This window comes from Streptomyces griseus (assembly GCF_900460065.1).
In the GTDB taxonomy this organism is placed as follows: Bacteria; Actinomycetota; Actinomycetes; order Streptomycetales; family Streptomycetaceae; genus Streptomyces; species Streptomyces griseus.
In genome coordinates this window covers 191155-207045 of the sequence record NZ_UAVD01000004.1, presented here as the reverse complement: position 1 = coordinate 207045, position 15891 = coordinate 191155, and the positions used below count along the sequence as shown (strand labels likewise).

Here is a 15891-nt window from a genome sequence, read left to right as displayed (position 1 = left end):
CGCCGCCCGCACATGAGGAGTTAGGTCCGGATGTCAGACAACCAGAAGCTGCGGGACTACCTGAACAAGGTCACGGCCGACCTGCGGCAGACCCGTAGGCGGCTGGAGGAGGCCCGGTCCGCCGACGCCCAGCCGATCGCCATCATCGGGATGAGCTGCCGGTTCCCCGGCGGCGTCGAGTCCCCCGAAGGGCTGTGGGAGCTGGTCGCGGGGGAACGGGACGCGATCAGCCCGTTCCCCCGCGACCGTGGCTGGGACGTGGACGGACTCTACGACCCGGACCCCGAGCGGACCGGCACCTCGTACGCCCGCGCGGGCGGGTTCCTCGCCGACGCGGGCGGCTTCGACGCGGAGTTCTTCGGGATCAGCCCGCGTGAGGCGCTGGCGATGGACCCGCAGCAGCGGCTGCTGCTCGAACTGGCCTGGGAGGTGTTCGAAGCCGCGGGCATCGACCCGACCTCGGTGGCGGGCCGACCGGTCGGCACGTACGTCGGCACCTCCACCTCCGGCTACGGGATCACCCTGGCCGAGGCGCCCCCGGGGGTGGAGGGGTACCTGCTGACGGGCAGCGCGGCGGCTGTCGCCTCCGGGCGGATCGCGTACGCACTCGGCCTGGAGGGCCCGGCCGTCACGATCGACACGGCGTGCTCGTCGTCGCTCGTCGCCATGCATCTGGCCGCGCAGGCCCTGAGGTCCGGCGAGAGCGAGCTCGCGGTGGCCGGCGGTGCCACGGTCATGTCCAGCCCGGGCACGTTCGTGGAGTTCAGCAGGCAGCGCGGTCTGTCGCCGGACGGGCTGTGCAAGCCGTTCGCCGCCGCGGCGGACGGCACCGGCTGGGGCGAGGGCGTCGGACTGCTCCTCCTGGAGCGGTTGTCCGACGCCCTCGCGAACGGTCACCGGGTGCTCGGGGTGCTGCGGGGCTCCTCGGTGAACCAGGACGGCGCGTCCAACGGCCTCACGGCTCCGAACGGCCCCTCGCAGCAGCGCGTCATCCGGCAGGCGCTGCGCAACGCCCGGGTCGCCGGCGCCCAGGTGGACGTGGTGGAGGCACACGGCACCGGCACCACGCTCGGCGACCCCATCGAGGCACAGGCGCTCCTCGACACCTATGGCCAAGGGCGCCCGGAAGGCCGCCCGTTGTGGTTGGGGTCGGTGAAGTCGAACATCGGGCATACGCAGGCGGCGGCGGGTGTGGCCGGGGTCATCAAGATGGTGATGGCGATGCGGCACGGTGAGTTGCCGGTGACGTTGCACGTGGACGAGCCGTCGCCGCACGTGGACTGGTCGGCGGGGGACGTACGTCTGCTGACCGAGTCGGTCCCGTGGCGGGCCGACGGGCATCCACGCCGTGCCGGGGTGTCCTCGTTCGGGGTGAGCGGAACGAACGCGCACGTGATCCTGGAGGAGCCGCCCGCTGTTCAGCCGAAGACCGCAGCGCCGGTGGCGGACTCGGGTCCGGTGGCGTGGGTGCTGTCGGGACGCGGGGACGCGGGTCTGCGCGGCCAGGCAGCCAGGCTCGCCGACTTCGTACGGGACCGGCGGGCCGCTCGCACGGTCGACCGCGAGTGGCTCACGGGGGTCGCGGCCGGACTGGCCGGCCGGGCCGCCCTGGAACAGCGGGCCACGGTCGTGGGGTCGGACGTGGACGAACTGCTCAAGGGGCTGGACGCCCTGACCGCCGACGGGCAGCCGCTCGCGGCGGCCACCGACTCCCGCACGGTCTTCGTCTTCCCGGGTCAGGGTGGTCAGTGGGTGGGGATGGGGCGTGAACTCCTGGTCTCGTGGCCGGTGTTCGCTGATCGGCTGGCTGTGTGCGAGCGGGCGTTGGATCCGTTCGTGGACTGGTCGTTGCGTGAGGTGTTGACCGGTTCGGACGAGAAGTGGCTGGGCCGGGTGGATGTGGTCCAGCCGGTGTTGTGGGCGGTGATGGTGTCCCTGGCGGAGGTGTGGCGGGCGGCGGGTGTGGAGCCGGATGCCGTGGTCGGTCACTCGCAGGGCGAGATCGCGGCTGCTGTGGTGGCGGGTCGGCTGAGCGTGGAGGACGGCGCCCGGGTCGTGGCCCTGCGCTCGCGGGCGTTGCTGCGACTGGCGGGGCAGGGGGCGATGGCGTCCGTCGCGTTGGATGTGGCGGAGGCGGAGGAGGTGCTGCCCGGGTCGGTGACCGTGGCGGCGGTGAACGCTCCGGGGCAGGTCGTGGTCAGTGGTCCGCCCGACGAGGTCGCCGAGCTGTGCGTGCGGCTGGAGGGGCAGGGGGTCCGTGCGCGTCGGATCGAGGTGGATTACGCGTCTCATCATGCGCAGGTGGAGGTGGTTGAGGGGCGGTTGCTTGGTGAGTTGGGTGGTGTGGTCGATCTGGGGGGTTCGGGGCCGGAGTTCGTGTCGACGGTGACCGGTGGGCCGGTTGCGGTGGGGGAGTTGGGGGCGGGTTACTGGTATCGGAATCTGCGGGAGCCGGTGCTGTTCGCCGATGTGGTGCGGCGGTTGGACGGTGAGGGTCCGCAGGTGTTCGTGGAGATCGGTCCGCATCCGGTCTTGTCGCTGGCGATGGAGCAGACGGTCACCGAGGGGCGGGTGTTGCACAGTCTGCGCCGGGGTCAGGCGGAGCAGGTGCAGCTGCTGGGCAGTCTGGGTGAGGCCTGGGCTGCTGGTCTGCCGGTGGGGTGGCGGGGGTTGCTGCCGGTCGTGGAGCCGGTGGCGTTGCCGACGTACGCCTTCCAGCGACAGCACTACTGGCTCACTCCTCCGGCGAGCACACGGCAGACCGCCGTCGGCCGGTACCGGATCGGCTGGAGAATCCTGCCGGAACCGGAGCCTGCCGGGGCGCCCCGGACCAGCGACTGGCTCCTCGTCCACGAGGAGGGCGACCGTGCGGACGAGGCCGCCGCGCTCGCGGCGGCGCTGACGGCCGAAGGAGGATCGGCACGTGTGGTCACGGTGCCTGCCGGGACCGATGCGATCGACGGGCCCCCCAGGACCGCCGGAACCGTCGAACCGGACCTACTGACACGCCTGCTGGGCGATGCCGCGCCGTCGGACGAGCACGCGCCCGGCGTGGTCTCCCTGCTGGCGGGGGAGGCCGCCGTGAGCCTCCTGCGGGCCGTGGCGTCCCTGCCCGGGCAGCCGCGTCTGTGGCAGCTCACCTCGGGCGCGGTCGGCGTGAGCGACGCAGACACCGTCGCGGACTGCGCGCAGGCCGAGCTGTGGGGCTGGAGCCGCTGCTTCGCACTGGAGCACCCGGACCGCTGGGGCGGCCTCATCGACCTGCCCGTCGGCGTCGCCGCCGACGACATGGTGGCCCGGACCGCCGCCCGCCTCGCACGCGGCGGCGACGAGGACCAGATCGCCGTCCGCCCCGAGGGCTCCTACGGCCGCCGGCTGCTGACCGTGACCGACCAGCCGGGCGACCCCCGGACGACGTGGCCGTCGGCCGGGACGGTGGTGGTCACCGGCGGCACCCAGGGGCCGGGCCGCCACGTGGCCCGCTGGGCAGCCTCCAGGGGCGCCGACCGCCTGGTGCTCGTCGGTGCCGCGTCGGCGGAACTGTGCGCCGAGCTGACGGAAGCCGGTACACCGACCGTCACCGTGGCGGGCGACATCACCGACCCCGAGGCCCTCCGCCTCCTCCTCCGGGAAGCCACGGCAGACGTGCCGTTGGCCGCCGTGGTGCACGCCGCGGGCGCCATCGAGCTGGCCCCGGTCCGGCAGAGCGACCCCGCACACGCCGCTCGCGTGATGCGGGAGCGCTGCACCGGCGCCGAAACACTGGCCGAGGTGCTGCGCACCGACCACCCGGACGCCCGGCTCGTGCTGCTCTCCTCGGTCGCGGGCGTCTGGGGCGCCGGGGCGCACGGCGCGTTCGCCGCCGCCGGCGCACACCTCGACGCCCTGGCCGAACGCGAACGCGCGGCAGGCCGCCCGGTCACCTCCGTCGCCGTCAGCCCCTGGGAGGCCGAACCCGAACTGGCCGACCTGCTGCGCGGACAGGGGGTGCCCGCCACCGACTCCGGCGCGGCCCTGGCCGCACTGCCAGGCCTGCTGGCCCTGCCCGAGGCGGCCGTCGTCCTGGCCCACGTGCACTGGGAGCGCTTCGTACCCACCTTCACCGCCGCCGGGCCCCGGCCGCTCATCGGCGACCTCCCGGAGGCACGTCGCGTGCTGGACGCGGAGGCCGAGGCCCAGGCCGCCCCGGACCCGGACGCCGCGCACACCTCCAAGCTGGCGCGGGCCCTGGCCGTCTCCTCGGCGGCCGAGCACGACCGGATCGTCCTGACGGAGGTACGGGCCACCGCCGCAGCCGTGCTCGGCTACGCCGGGCCGGAGGCCATCGGCGAGGCCAAGGCCTTCCGCGAGCTCGGCATGGACTCCGTGACCGCCGTCGAACTGCGCAACCGGCTGTCGGCGGCCTCCGGCGTGCGACTCCCCGCCACGCTGATCTTCGACCACCCCAACCCGACCGCGGTGGCCCGTCTGCTGCGCCGGGAGCTGACACCGGGCCTCGTCGAAGCCGACGACGCGAGGTCCGAAACGCCCCCGCGCCCGGCGGCGGAGGACGAGCCGATCGCCATCGTGGGGATGAGCTGCCGGTTCCCCGGCCGCGTCGCCTCCCCCGAGGACCTGTGGCAGGTGGTGGCCGGGGGCGTCGACGCCGTCGCGCCCTTCCCCGACGACCGGGGCTGGGACATGTCCGCCCTCTACGACGAGGACCCCGATCGGGCCAGGACCGTCTACGCCCGAGGCGGCGGATTCCTGCACGACGTGGCCGGGTTCGACGCGGGGTTCTTCGAGATCAGCCCCCGTGAGGCGACCGCCATGGACCCCCAGCAGCGGCTGCTCCTGGAAACCTCCTGGGAGGCGTTCGAACAGGCGGGCCTCCTCCCGGAGGACCTCCGCGGCAGCGACACCGGCGTCTTCGTCGGGACCAACGGACAGGACTACGCGTCCCTGCTGATGTCCGGCGACGACGGACTGGAGGGCTACCTCGGCACCGGCAACGCGGCGAGCGTCGCCTCCGGCCGAGTCGCCTACACGTTCGGACTCGAAGGCCCGGCCGTCTCCGTCGACACCGCCTGCTCGTCCTCCCTGGTGGCGATGCACTGGGGTGCGCAGGCGCTGCGGCAGGGCGAGTGCTCGATGGCGTTGACCGGCGGCGTCACGGTCATGACGACCCCCGGCTCGCTGCTCACCTTCGCCCGGCAGCGCGGCCTCGCCGCCGACGGGCGCAGCAAGGCGTTCTCCGCCCACGCCGACGGCATGGGCATGGCCGAGGGCGTCGGCGTGCTGCTCCTCGAAAGGCTCTCCGACGCCCGGCGCAACGGGCACCGGGTGCTCGCCGTGATCCGCGGCTCCGCGATCAACCAGGACGGCGCGAGCAACGGCCTCACCGCCCCGAACGGCCCCGCGCAGCAACGGGTCATACGCCAGGCCCTGCGCAACGCCGGACTCGAAGCGGCGGACGTCGACGCCGTCGAGGCGCACGGCACCGGAACCACGCTCGGCGACCCGATCGAGGCGCAGGCGCTCCAGGCCGCCTACGGGCAGGACCGACCCGCCGGCCTCCCGCTGTGGCTCGGATCGCTGAAGTCCAACATCGGCCACACTCAGGCCGCCGCCGGAGTGGCGGGCGTGATCAAGATGGTGATGGCGCTCGACCGGGAGACCCTGCCCCGCACCCTGCACGCCGACGAACCGTCCCCGCACGTGGACTGGTCCGGGGGCGCGCTGCGGCTCCTCACCGACCCGCTGCCCTGGCAACGGTCCGAACGCCCCCGCCGCGCCGGTGTCTCGTCGTTCGGGATGAGCGGCACCAACGCCCACGTCATCCTGGAGGAGGCCCCCGCCGCCGGAAGCCAGGACACCGCCGAGCCGGGAGCCGGCAACCAGGAGGCGCCCGTCGTACCGCCGTGGCTGCTCTCGGCCAAGTCCGAAGCGGGGCTGCGTGAGCAGGCGGACCGGCTGCGGCGCCGGCTGCGCGCGGCACCCGGCACCGACCCGGTGGACGTCGGCCACGCGCTGGCCACCACGCGCTCGTCCTTCGCGCACCGCGCGGCCGTCCGCGGCGCCGGGCCCGACGAACTGCTCGCGGGACTGGCCGCGGTGGCCGCGGGGGAGCAGTCCCCGTACGTGCTCCGGGGCCGGGCCGACGCCGGGGAGCGCCCGGTGTTCGTCTTCCCCGGCCAGGGCTCCCAGTGGGACGGCATGGCCGCCCGCCTCCTCGACACCTCGCGGGTCTTCCGCGACAGCGTCGAGGCGTGTGCCGAGGCCCTGGCGCCGCATCTGGACTGGTCGCTGCCCGACGTGCTCCGGGGCAGCGCGGGTGCGCCGCCGCTGGACCGGGTGGACGTGGTGCAGCCCGCACTCTTCGCGATGATGGTGTCGCTCGCCGAACTGTGGCAGGCGCACGGCGTCCGCCCGGCCGTCGTGGTCGGCCACAGCCAGGGCGAGATCGCCGCCGCGTACGTGGCCGGAGCACTGGACCTGGACGACGCCGCCCGCGTCGTCGCCCTCCGCAGCCGGATGCTGGCCGGTCTCCAGGACAGCGGGGGCATGACCTCGGTCGCCGCTCCCGTCTCCTGGGTGGCGGAGCGACTGCCCCGATGGGGCGGCGAAGTGGAGATCGCCGCCGTCAACGGACCCCGGTCGGTCGTCGTGTCCGGTCCGGTCCGGGGGCTGGAGCTGATGGAGAAGGAGTGCGCCGCCGAGGAGATCCGCGTGCGGCGCGTCCCCGTCCGGTACGCCTCGCACTCGCGGTACGTGGAGGAGCTGCGCACACCGCTGCTCGCCGCCCTTGACGGCCTGTCGCCCCGGGCGGCCACCGTGCCGTTCCTCTCGACGGTGACCGGCGGGTCGGTCGACACCGCCACCCTGGGCGCCGACTACTGGTACCGGAACCTGCGCCACACCGTACGGCTCGACGAGGCCGTCGGCGACCTGCTCGGCCGGGGGCACCGCGCCTTCGCCGAGATGAGCCCCCATCCGGTCCTCACCGCCGGGCTCCTCGACACCGCCGAGCAGGCCGGCACGGACGCGTTCGCGGTGGGCACCCTCCGCCGCGACGAAGGCGGCCTCGACCGCTTCCTCACCTCCCTCGGCGAGGCGCACGTCCGCGGCGTACGGGTGGACTGGCGGCCCGCCTTCACCGGCCACCGGCCGTGCCCCGTGGAGCTGCCGACGTACGCCTTCCAGCGGGAGCGGTACTGGGTCCACGCCGCGCCCCCCGGGACGGGGGACGTCGCGGCGGCGGGGGTGGAGCCGGCGGACCATCCGCTGCTCGGCGCGGAGATCGCACTCGCGGACACCGACGAACTGGTGCTCACCGGCACGGTCCGCACCCCCGCCCTGCCCTGGTTGACGGACCACCAGGTCTCCGGCGTCACCCTGCTGCCCGGCACCGCGTTCGTGGACCTGGCGCTCCGGGCCGGTGAACGCTGCGGCTGTCCGGTGGTGGAGGAGCTCACGCTCCAGGCCCCGCTGGTTCTCCCCGAGGGCGGGGAACCGCGCCTCCAGGTCAGGGTCGGCCCGGCCGACGACGCGGGCCGGCGCGAGTTCCGCGTGCACTCCCGTACGGAGAACGGCGCGGGGAGTGCCATCGCCCTGGCCGGCGGTGCGGACGACGCCGGCTGGACCTGCCACGCGACCGGCAGCCTCCTTGCCGATGCCGATGCCGATGCCGATGCCGGCACCGACGCGGCCGACGCGGCGGCCTCCGCCGTTTCTCCGGGCGTCGAAGCGGAGCCGGCCGCCTGGCCTCCGGCCGGTGCGACCGCCGTCGACATCACCGACGGCTACGACCGGCTGGCAGAGCTCGGATACGGCTACGGGCCCGCGTTCCGGGGCGTCCGCGCGGTCTGGCGCCTCGGCGACGAGGTCTTCGCCGAGGTGCGGCTGCCGGAGCGACTCACGCAGGAAACGGGCCGGTTCGGACTGCACCCGGCCCTGCTCGACGCGGGTGTCCAAGCCGTCGGCCTGGCCGCCACCGGAGCCGGCGGAGAGGAGCCGGACGGCGGCGGCGACGCCACGGCCGTCCGGCTGCCCTTCGCGTGGACCGGGCTGAACCTGCACCGCGCGGGCGCGAACGCCCTGCGGGTGCGGCTGGCGCCGACCGCGAACGGCGGCGTCTCCGTCAGGGCCACGGACGAGACCGGAGCCCCCGTCCTGTCCGCCCGCGCGCTGGAGTTCCGGCCCGTCTCGACCCGAGGGCTGCGGCTCTCCGGAGGCTCACTGTTCCGCCTGGACTGGCGGGAGACGCCCGCGCTGCGGGCACCCGCCACGCCCGAGGCCGGCGGCTGGGCCGTCGTGGGCCCCGACGCCGACGAACTGCGTACGCTGCTGGACGCCGGCGGGGCCGACGCCACCGCGTACGCGGACCTGCCCGCCCTGCTGGACGCAACCGCTTCCGGCGCCCCGGCGCCCGGCACCGTCCTGCTGGCTCCGGAACCCGCGTGGTCCGGCAGCACGGGCTTCGTGGACGAGGTTCACACCAGGACCGCGAGCCGACTCGCCCTGTTGCAGGACTGGTTGGGCGAACCCCGCTGGGCGGACACCCGTCTGGTGGTGACCACCCGGGGCGCGGACGCCCTCGATCCGGTGGCCGCCGCGGCCGGGGGACTCGTCCGTTCGGCACAGGCCGAGCACCCCGGCCGCTTCACCCTGCTCGACCTGGACGGGGACGTACGGCCGCGGGCGGTCGTCGACGCCGTCGCGAGCGGCGCGCCCCACCTCGTCGTACGCGCCGGAACGGTGCTCGAACCCTCCCTCGTCCGCCTGCCCGCACCGACCGGGGCGCCCGCCCCGCTCACCGGCACCGTCCTCGTCACCGGCGGCACCGGAGCCCTCGGCGCCCAGGTGGCCCGGCACCTCGCGGCGGAACACGGGGTGAAGCACCTGCTGTTGATCAGCCGAAGCGGCGCGACGGCGCCGGGCGCCCCCGAACTGCGCGCCGACCTCGCCGCCCTGGGCTGCGAGGCCACCATCGCGGCGTGCGACAGCGCCGACCGGGACGCGCTGCGCACCGTACTGGACGCCCTCCCGGCCGATCGGCCGCTGAGCGCCGTGATCCACGCGGCCGGGGTGCTGGACGACGCCGTGCTCACCTCGATGACGCCGGGACAACTGGAACGCGTGCTGCGGTCGAAGGCCGACGGGGCGATCCACCTGCACGAGCTGACCCGCGAACGCCCGCCGGCGGCCTTCGTCCTGTTCTCCTCGGCGGCCGCCGTCCTGGGCAGCCCCGGTCAGGGCAACTACGCGGCGGCGAACGCCCTGTTGGACGGCCTGGCCCGGCACCGCCACGCCGCCGGACTGCCCGCGCTCTCCATCGCGTGGGGCCTGTGGGAACAGCGCACGGGCATGACCGGCCATCTCTCCGCGGCGGACCTGCGCCGGATGACGCGCGCGGGTCTGGCCCCGCTGGACACCGAGGGCGGACTGGCCCTCCTGGACGCCGCGCTGGCGGCGGGAGAGGCGACCGTGATCGGAGCGCGGGTGGACCTCGCGACCCTGCGCGCCCGGGATGCCGGAGCGGCGATCCCGCCGCTCCTCAGCGGCCTGGTGGGGGCGTCCGCCCGCACGGCGCCCAACGGTTCGGCGGAGCGCGAGCCGGGGACGACGGTACGGCGGGAACTCCAGGGCCGGACGCCGCGGGAACGACGGCAGGTGCTGCTGCGCCTGGTCCGCTCCGCCGCGGCCGCCGTGCTCGGCCACACCGACGCCGGCCAGATCCCGTCCGACGGAGCCTTCACCGAACTCGGCTTCGACTCCCTCACCGCCGTCGAACTGCGCAACCGCGTGCAGTCCTCGACCGAACTGCGGCTGCCCGCGACCCTGGTCTTCGACCACGCGACCCCCCTCGCGCTCGCCGCGTACCTGGACGGGGAACTGGCGGACGGGCCGGGCCCCGCCCCGGCGGAGGCCCCACGAGCACCGGTGGAGCACGCCGCGCCCGACACCGTCGAGGCGCTGTACCGGGAGGCGTGCCGACAGGGGAAGGGGCACGTGGCGATGGACCTGATCGCGGCGGCGTCCCGGCTCCGGGAGCAGTTCAGCGACCCGGCGGCGCTGGCCGCCCCGCCCCGGCCGGTCCGCCTGGCCTCGGGGGCCGACGGGCCCGTCCTGATCTGCCTGTCCACGATCACCGCGCTGTCCAGCGTCTACCAGTACGCGCGCTTCGGCACGGCCCTCAACGGGCGACGCGAGGCGTGGTTCGTCCCGGTGCCCGGGTTCACGGCGGAGGATCCGGTGCCGGCCGATGTGGACGCCGTCGTCGAGCTGCACGCCGACCTCGCGCTGCGGTGCGCCGAGGGCCGTCCGTTCGCCCTCGTCGGCCACTCGGCGGGTGGCTGGCTCGCGCACGCGGTGACGAGCCGGCTGGAGGACCGGGGGGTGCCGCCGGTGGGCACCGTCCTGATCGACACCTACCTGCCGGGCAGCTCCGCCTTCACCCAGGTGCAGGACGCGCTGACCGACCTGATGTTCGACCACGAGTCCACGGTCGGGCGGCTCGACAGCGTCCGGCTCACCGCGATGGGCGCCTATCTGCGGCTGTTCGACGACTGGAGCCCGGAACCGGTGCACACACCGACCCTGTTCGTCCGGGCGGGCGAGCCCGTCACGGACACCGTGCGGGGCGACGGGTGGCGGCTGAGCTGGCCGCTGCCGAACACCACGCGGGAGGTTCCGGGCGACCACTTCTCCCTGATGCAGTCCGGCGCCGCCACCACCGCCGAGGCCGTCGACGCCTGGTTGCGGGAGCTCCCCGGGCCGAAGGCCGGCTGAGCCACCGCGGGGCCGCCCCGGCGCATGCCGGGGCAGCCCCGCGCGGGAACGCCGAGGGGCCCCGGCATGCGCCGGGGCCCCTCGGCGTTCGGTCGGTCAGCCGCCGTGCGCCGCGAGCGCGTCCGTCAGCTCCGTGTAGGACGGGCCGGGGGAGAGCACCGGAGGCTCCCAGCCGGTGGCCAGTACGGCGTCCAGCCGCTCACGGACCTCGGGGGTGTCGAGGCTGTCCGGCGAAGCCATCAGATTGGCTCGCAGCTGCGCCCGCTCCCACAGTCCGTGGTCCTGCTGGCCGGCCAGGGCGGTGAGCACGGCCGGCGGAAGGGCGGCGGGCGGCTCCGGAAGGCCGTCCACCGTCGCGCGCCAGCTCCGGGTGCGCTCCACGTCGTCGTGGACCCCGTCCTCGTACCAGGGGCGGATCGTGCGTTCGGCGTGGGCCCGCAGCCCCGCGCTCACCGCGTCCAGATCCGCACCGTGCTGCTCCATCAGATCGCTGAGCTCGGCCGCACCTGCCAGGGCGAAGGAAGCGCCTCGGCCCAGGATGGGATCGGTCGTGCACAGCACGTCCCCGATCGGCAGGTAGCCGGACGGGGTCTCGGGCGTCAACTCGCGCCAGGAGTTGGTGAGTCCGGCCATCGGCACGACATCACCGATCGGTTCGGCGTGGCCCGGGCGGAGCCACGGCTCGAACTGGGCCACCGCGTCGGCGGCGGCCTCGAACGCGCCGGTCTCGCGCAGACGCCCGAGCGTCTCGTCCTCCGGCAGCCGGGCGAACACCACCGCGAACGTACGGTTGTCGTGCGCGTAGAGTCCGCCGCCGAAACCGGCCCCGCCCGCGAAGACGACGGGGACCAGGAACGTCGGCGGCTTCGGCACACCGTCGAGGAGCCGGTAGAAGCGGCTGTGGTACACGTTGCCGCACGGACTCTCCTCCATCTCCTTGGTGAAGGCGCCGACCAGCGGTGAGCGACGCCCGGTCGCGTCCACCACCGCGTCCGCGTCGATCACCGCGCCGTCCACCCGCACACCCCGCACACGCCCCTGTTCCACCACGACCTCGCGTACCGAGAGACCGTGGTGGACCCGGACGCCGGGCTGCTCCCGGAGCGCGCGGTGCAGGACCCACTCGACGGTCGCCCGGCGCGAGCCGAAGCTCGCCAGCTCGGTCGCGTCGGCCGGAGCCTCGACGCCGGGCGGCGCCGTCATGTCGACCTCGTCGACCCCGTGCGCCAGCAGATCCGCGTGCACGTCCGGCAACCGGGTGTGCAGCAGATGCCGGAACAGGCCGAGGAACATGTGCGGGTGGCGGACCTGGGGCGCCCCCGGCCGCCGCCACTCCTGAACGTCTTCGAGGTTCTCGGGCGGCGGACCGTCCCGCTCCACCAGGTCCACCGCGTACCCCTGGCGGGCGAGCAGCAGCGCGGCGCCGAGCCCGGCTATGCCCCCGCCCGCCACCACGATTCGTGCAACCATGCGTGCTCCTGGATGTTGTGCGGCCCCGCGAGTCACTGCGAAGCGGCGGCCACACCCCACGCCCGTGCCCCGGTCGGGCACCGTGCCCGTGCCGTCGAGCCGACGGCGTCACGCCGCGATGCTAGGCGGCCGGGCACGGCCGTGTGGAGTGTGTGGGGCGAAGATAGGGGACCCCCTACCCCCGGAAGGGGGCCGGCCGCTCGGAAGGGGTTCAGCCCTGGGCGTCCGCGTTCTCGCTCCCGGTCTTCTCCCTCCCGCTTTCGGGCGCCTCCTTCGCCGCCTTCCTCGTCGCCATGAGGCTGGTGATCGTCGTGATGATCAGCACGCCGAAGATGACGCCCAGCGAGACCGGGAGCGAGACCTCCGGGACGTGCAGGCTCGTCGTCTCGTGGAGGCCGTGCAGGACCAGCTTCACTCCGATGAAGGCGAGGATGACCGACAGGCCGTACGACAGGTGGACCAGCTTCTTCAGCAGGCCGACGATGAGGAAGTACAGCTGGCGCAGGCCCATCAGCGCGAAGGCGTTGGCGGTGAAGACGATGTACGGGTCCTGGGTCAGGCCGAAGATCGCGGGGATCGAGTCCACCGCGAAGAGGACGTCCGTGAGGCCGATCGCCAGCATGACGAGCAGCATGGGGGTGGCCAGCCGCTTGCCGTTCTCGCGGACGAACATCTTCGTGCCGTGCCATGTGTCGGTGGAGGGCAGGCGTCGCTCGATGGCCTTCATCAGGCGGCCCTCCTCCCAGTCCTCGTCCTCCTCGCCGGCCCGTGCCTCCTGGATGAGCTTCCAGGCGGTCCAGATGAGGAAGGCGCCGAAGATGAAGAAGACCCAGGCGAACGAGTTGATCGCGGCCGCGCCCGCCGCGATGAACACGGCGCGCAGTACCAGAGCGATCAGCACGCCGATCATCAGCACGCGTTGCTGGTAGATCGCCGGAACCGCGAACTTCGCCATGATCAGCACGAAGACGAACAGATTGTCGACGCTGAGCGACTTCTCGGTGACATAGCCCGCGAAGAACTCGCCCGCCGCTTGTCCGTTGCCCCATATCAGCAGGCCCGCACCGAAGAGGACGGCGAGCACGATCCAGACGGTCGTCCAGATGCCCGCCTCCTTGATCGAGACCTCGTGCGGCTTGCGGCCACCGATGAGGAAGTCGGCCGCGATGAGTACGCACAGACCTACAACTGTGAGCACCCACATGGTCGTTGAGACGTTCAACCTGGATCCCTTTCTCCGGCGAGAGCTGCTGAGGGTACACGGATACCCAAGGAATGGTAAAGAATGTGTATGCAGGGGGAGTTGGGGGCCGTTGTTCCCCGCCTGGTCGGAGCCTGTCGCTCCGCCGTGAGCTGGGGTGGGACCTCCGCCACGGTAGGGGGTCGATCAGGGGTGGGGCCGCACTTGATCGCCGGTACGTTGAATCTGGATGAAGGAATTCTCATACAGGTCAACCGAGCGAAGGAAAGAGCCTTGACTGAAACGAATTCCGGTCGGCACATCGAGATTTCCTGGTCCGATCTGGGCATCACGGTGACCGCGGAACTCGACGGCCGCAACGCCGAACTCGCCGACGCCCTCTGGGACGCACTGCCCTATCGGAGTCTCCAGGGGCACGCACTCGTGGCGGGTGAGCACCTCTATCACGCGGCCCCGATTCCGTCACTGCTGCACCTGCCCGCGGACACGCGGATAGCGGATCGACGTGAGGCGCCCGACGGGACCTTATTCTGCTCCGGTCTCCAGCACGTGGGTATCAAGTACGGAACGCTGACCGAACCGATGCCGGCAACCCCGGTGGGCCGCATCCGGCAGGAGGACATTCCGGCGCTCCTGGAGGCCGGAAAGGCGATCTGGGATTCCGTCTACGCGACGAAGAAGCCGATCCTGGTGGAGGTCCGCAGGGCCGGAACCACGGGCGGCCACAGCATTCCGAAACTGGCCGCCACGGATGCGGGCGCGAGCCGCCTCATCGACGATGTGCACGCCGCGACCGAGAAGGCCTGGCTCGCCGAACCGAAGGAGCTCGCCGACCTCCACGCGGGGCTGATCCCGTCCGGGGCGGGCAGCTTCGACACGGTCCTGCCCACGCTGCTGTTCGTCAACGGTGAGACCCGCCCGCTGGGGTACGCCACGTACGGCGGTCTGGTCCGGGGAGCCGTCCAGGGCATGCCCATGGACTCACTGCGACACATGACGCGCCTCCTGGTCGGCGTTCCGGCCGAGTTCCTCGGCTACTGCGGTCTGGAGCAGCTGTGGGGTTTCACCCAGCGCTTCCTGGACTGCCTCGACGGGCTCGACCGCGAGGACTTCCTGAGCGTGGTGGGCCAACTGGCCCTCTACATCAACTGCCTGGGCGGCTGGAACCTGCACCTCTACCCCTGGGAGGCCGGAGACCACCTGCGCCAGCTGCGCCCCGATGAGCCGGCCCTCCAGTCGTGAGCCGCCTCCCCGAACGCGCCGACGCCGTGGTCATCGGGGGCGGTGTCATCGGCGCCTCGACAGCCTTCCGACTCGCCGAGTCCGGCGTCGGCACCGTCCTGCTGGAGCGCGGCGAGCTCGGATCGGGATCGTCCCGGAACACCGCCGGCGTGGTGCGTACCTACTTCCCCGGGAACGCGCTCATCAGCAGCCTCGCCGTCCGGAGCCTGGCGGACTACCGGGCCCTCGGCGAACGGACCGGCGCCGACCTCGGCCTGAAGAAGATCGGCTTCCTCGTGCTGTTCACGGACGAGCGAGAGGTGCGGGACTTCCGGCAGACCCGGGACGCCCAGCGCGCAGCCGGCGTGGACGTCGAACTGGTGACCGCCGCCGAAGCGGCACAGCTCAACCCACTGGTCGACGAGCGAGCCATCCTGGCGGCGGCCTGGTCGCCCCAGGCCTACGCCTGCGACTCCGTCTCGATCGTGCGCGCCTACGCCGCGGCGGCCCAGCGGGCCGGGGCCACCCTGCACACGGACGCGCCCGTCACCGCCATCGACCCCGACGGCCGGGTCCACACGCCCGCGGGAAGCATCCTCGCCGACACCGTCGTCTGCGCTGCGGGCCCCTGGGCGAAGACGGTCGCCGCCATGGCCGACGTGACGGTGCCGGTGACCCCGTACCCCGTCGAACTGCTCCTGGCCGACCACCCCGGCGGCGCCCCGCAGAAGGCCCTGCCGATGACCATGCACCCTTCCGGCCTGCGCATACGCAGCTGGGAAGACCGCATTCTGGTGGGCATGGGAGCTCCCGCTCCGGACGAGACCCGACAGGACTGGCTGGGACGGGTTTCCCAGCAACTCGGCACGGCCTTTCCGAGCCTCGCCGGCGTCTCCATCGAGAGCGGATGGGGCGGGAACCTCGACCTCAGCCCGGACGGAATGGCCTTCATCGGCCGCGATCCCGCCCGCCCGTTCGTCTACGCGGCCGGATTCTCCGGGCAGGGCCTGTGCCAGGCGCCCGCCGCCGGAGAGATCGTCCGCGACCTCGTGCTGGGCAAGGAGTCCTGGATCGACACGACGGGCCTGTCCACCGCCCGCCGACTCGACGGCCGGGCCGGCACCGGGTAGAAGGCAGCCGCGGCACGCGCCCACCGCGAGACCGCGGACAGACGCGGGAACGCGTCGCGGCGCCGGGTGGGCCGGCGCCGCGACCCCGCGAAGCGCCGT

At 73.5% G+C, this 15891-nt stretch carries 5 protein-coding genes; 3 read left to right on the top strand and 2 right to left on the bottom strand.

The window, feature by feature from the left end:
• Positions 1–30: 30 nt before the first annotated feature.
• Positions 31–10770, top strand: coding sequence for a type I polyketide synthase (locus tag DTB53_RS02500; RefSeq protein ID WP_012381768.1), 10740 nt, complete (start codon positions 31–33; stop codon positions 10768–10770).
• 96 nt (positions 10771–10866) lie between these two features.
• On the opposite strand, the gene DTB53_RS02495 is transcribed toward DTB53_RS02500, so the two are convergent.
• Together DTB53_RS02495 and DTB53_RS02490 are read right to left on the bottom strand one after the other, a co-directional pair.
• Positions 10867–12240, bottom strand: coding sequence for an FAD-dependent oxidoreductase (locus DTB53_RS02495; RefSeq protein WP_012381769.1), 1374 nt, complete (start codon positions 12238–12240; stop codon positions 10867–10869).
• 211 nt (positions 12241–12451) lie between these two features.
• Complete coding sequence (locus DTB53_RS02490) at positions 12452–13462, bottom strand: TerC family protein (RefSeq protein ID WP_012381770.1); 1011 nt, start codon at positions 13460–13462, stop codon at positions 12452–12454.
• Between the two features lie 252 nt (positions 13463–13714).
• On the opposite strand from DTB53_RS02490, the gene DTB53_RS02485 reads away from it, so the two are divergent.
• Both DTB53_RS02485 and DTB53_RS02480 read left to right on the top strand, forming a co-directional pair.
• Positions 13715–14683, top strand: a complete 969-nt coding sequence (locus DTB53_RS02485) for a cucumopine synthase-related protein (RefSeq protein WP_012381771.1) — start codon at positions 13715–13717, stop codon at positions 14681–14683.
• Positions 14680–15792, top strand: coding sequence for an NAD(P)/FAD-dependent oxidoreductase (locus DTB53_RS02480; protein ID WP_012381772.1), 1113 nt, complete (start codon positions 14680–14682; stop codon positions 15790–15792). The genes DTB53_RS02485 and DTB53_RS02480 overlap by 4 nt, the downstream gene beginning before the upstream one ends.
• Positions 15793–15891: the final 99 nt, after the last annotated feature.

What these genes read in the sequence shown, in the direction of transcription:
- DTB53_RS02495 (WP_012381769.1), bottom strand. Translation starts at nt 12,240, where the DNA reads ATGGTTGCACGAATCGTGGTGGCGGGCGGGGGCATAGCCGGGCTCGGC.
- DTB53_RS02500 (WP_012381768.1), top strand. Translation starts at nt 31, where the DNA reads ATGTCAGACAACCAGAAGCTGCGGGACTACCTGAACAAGGTCACGGCC.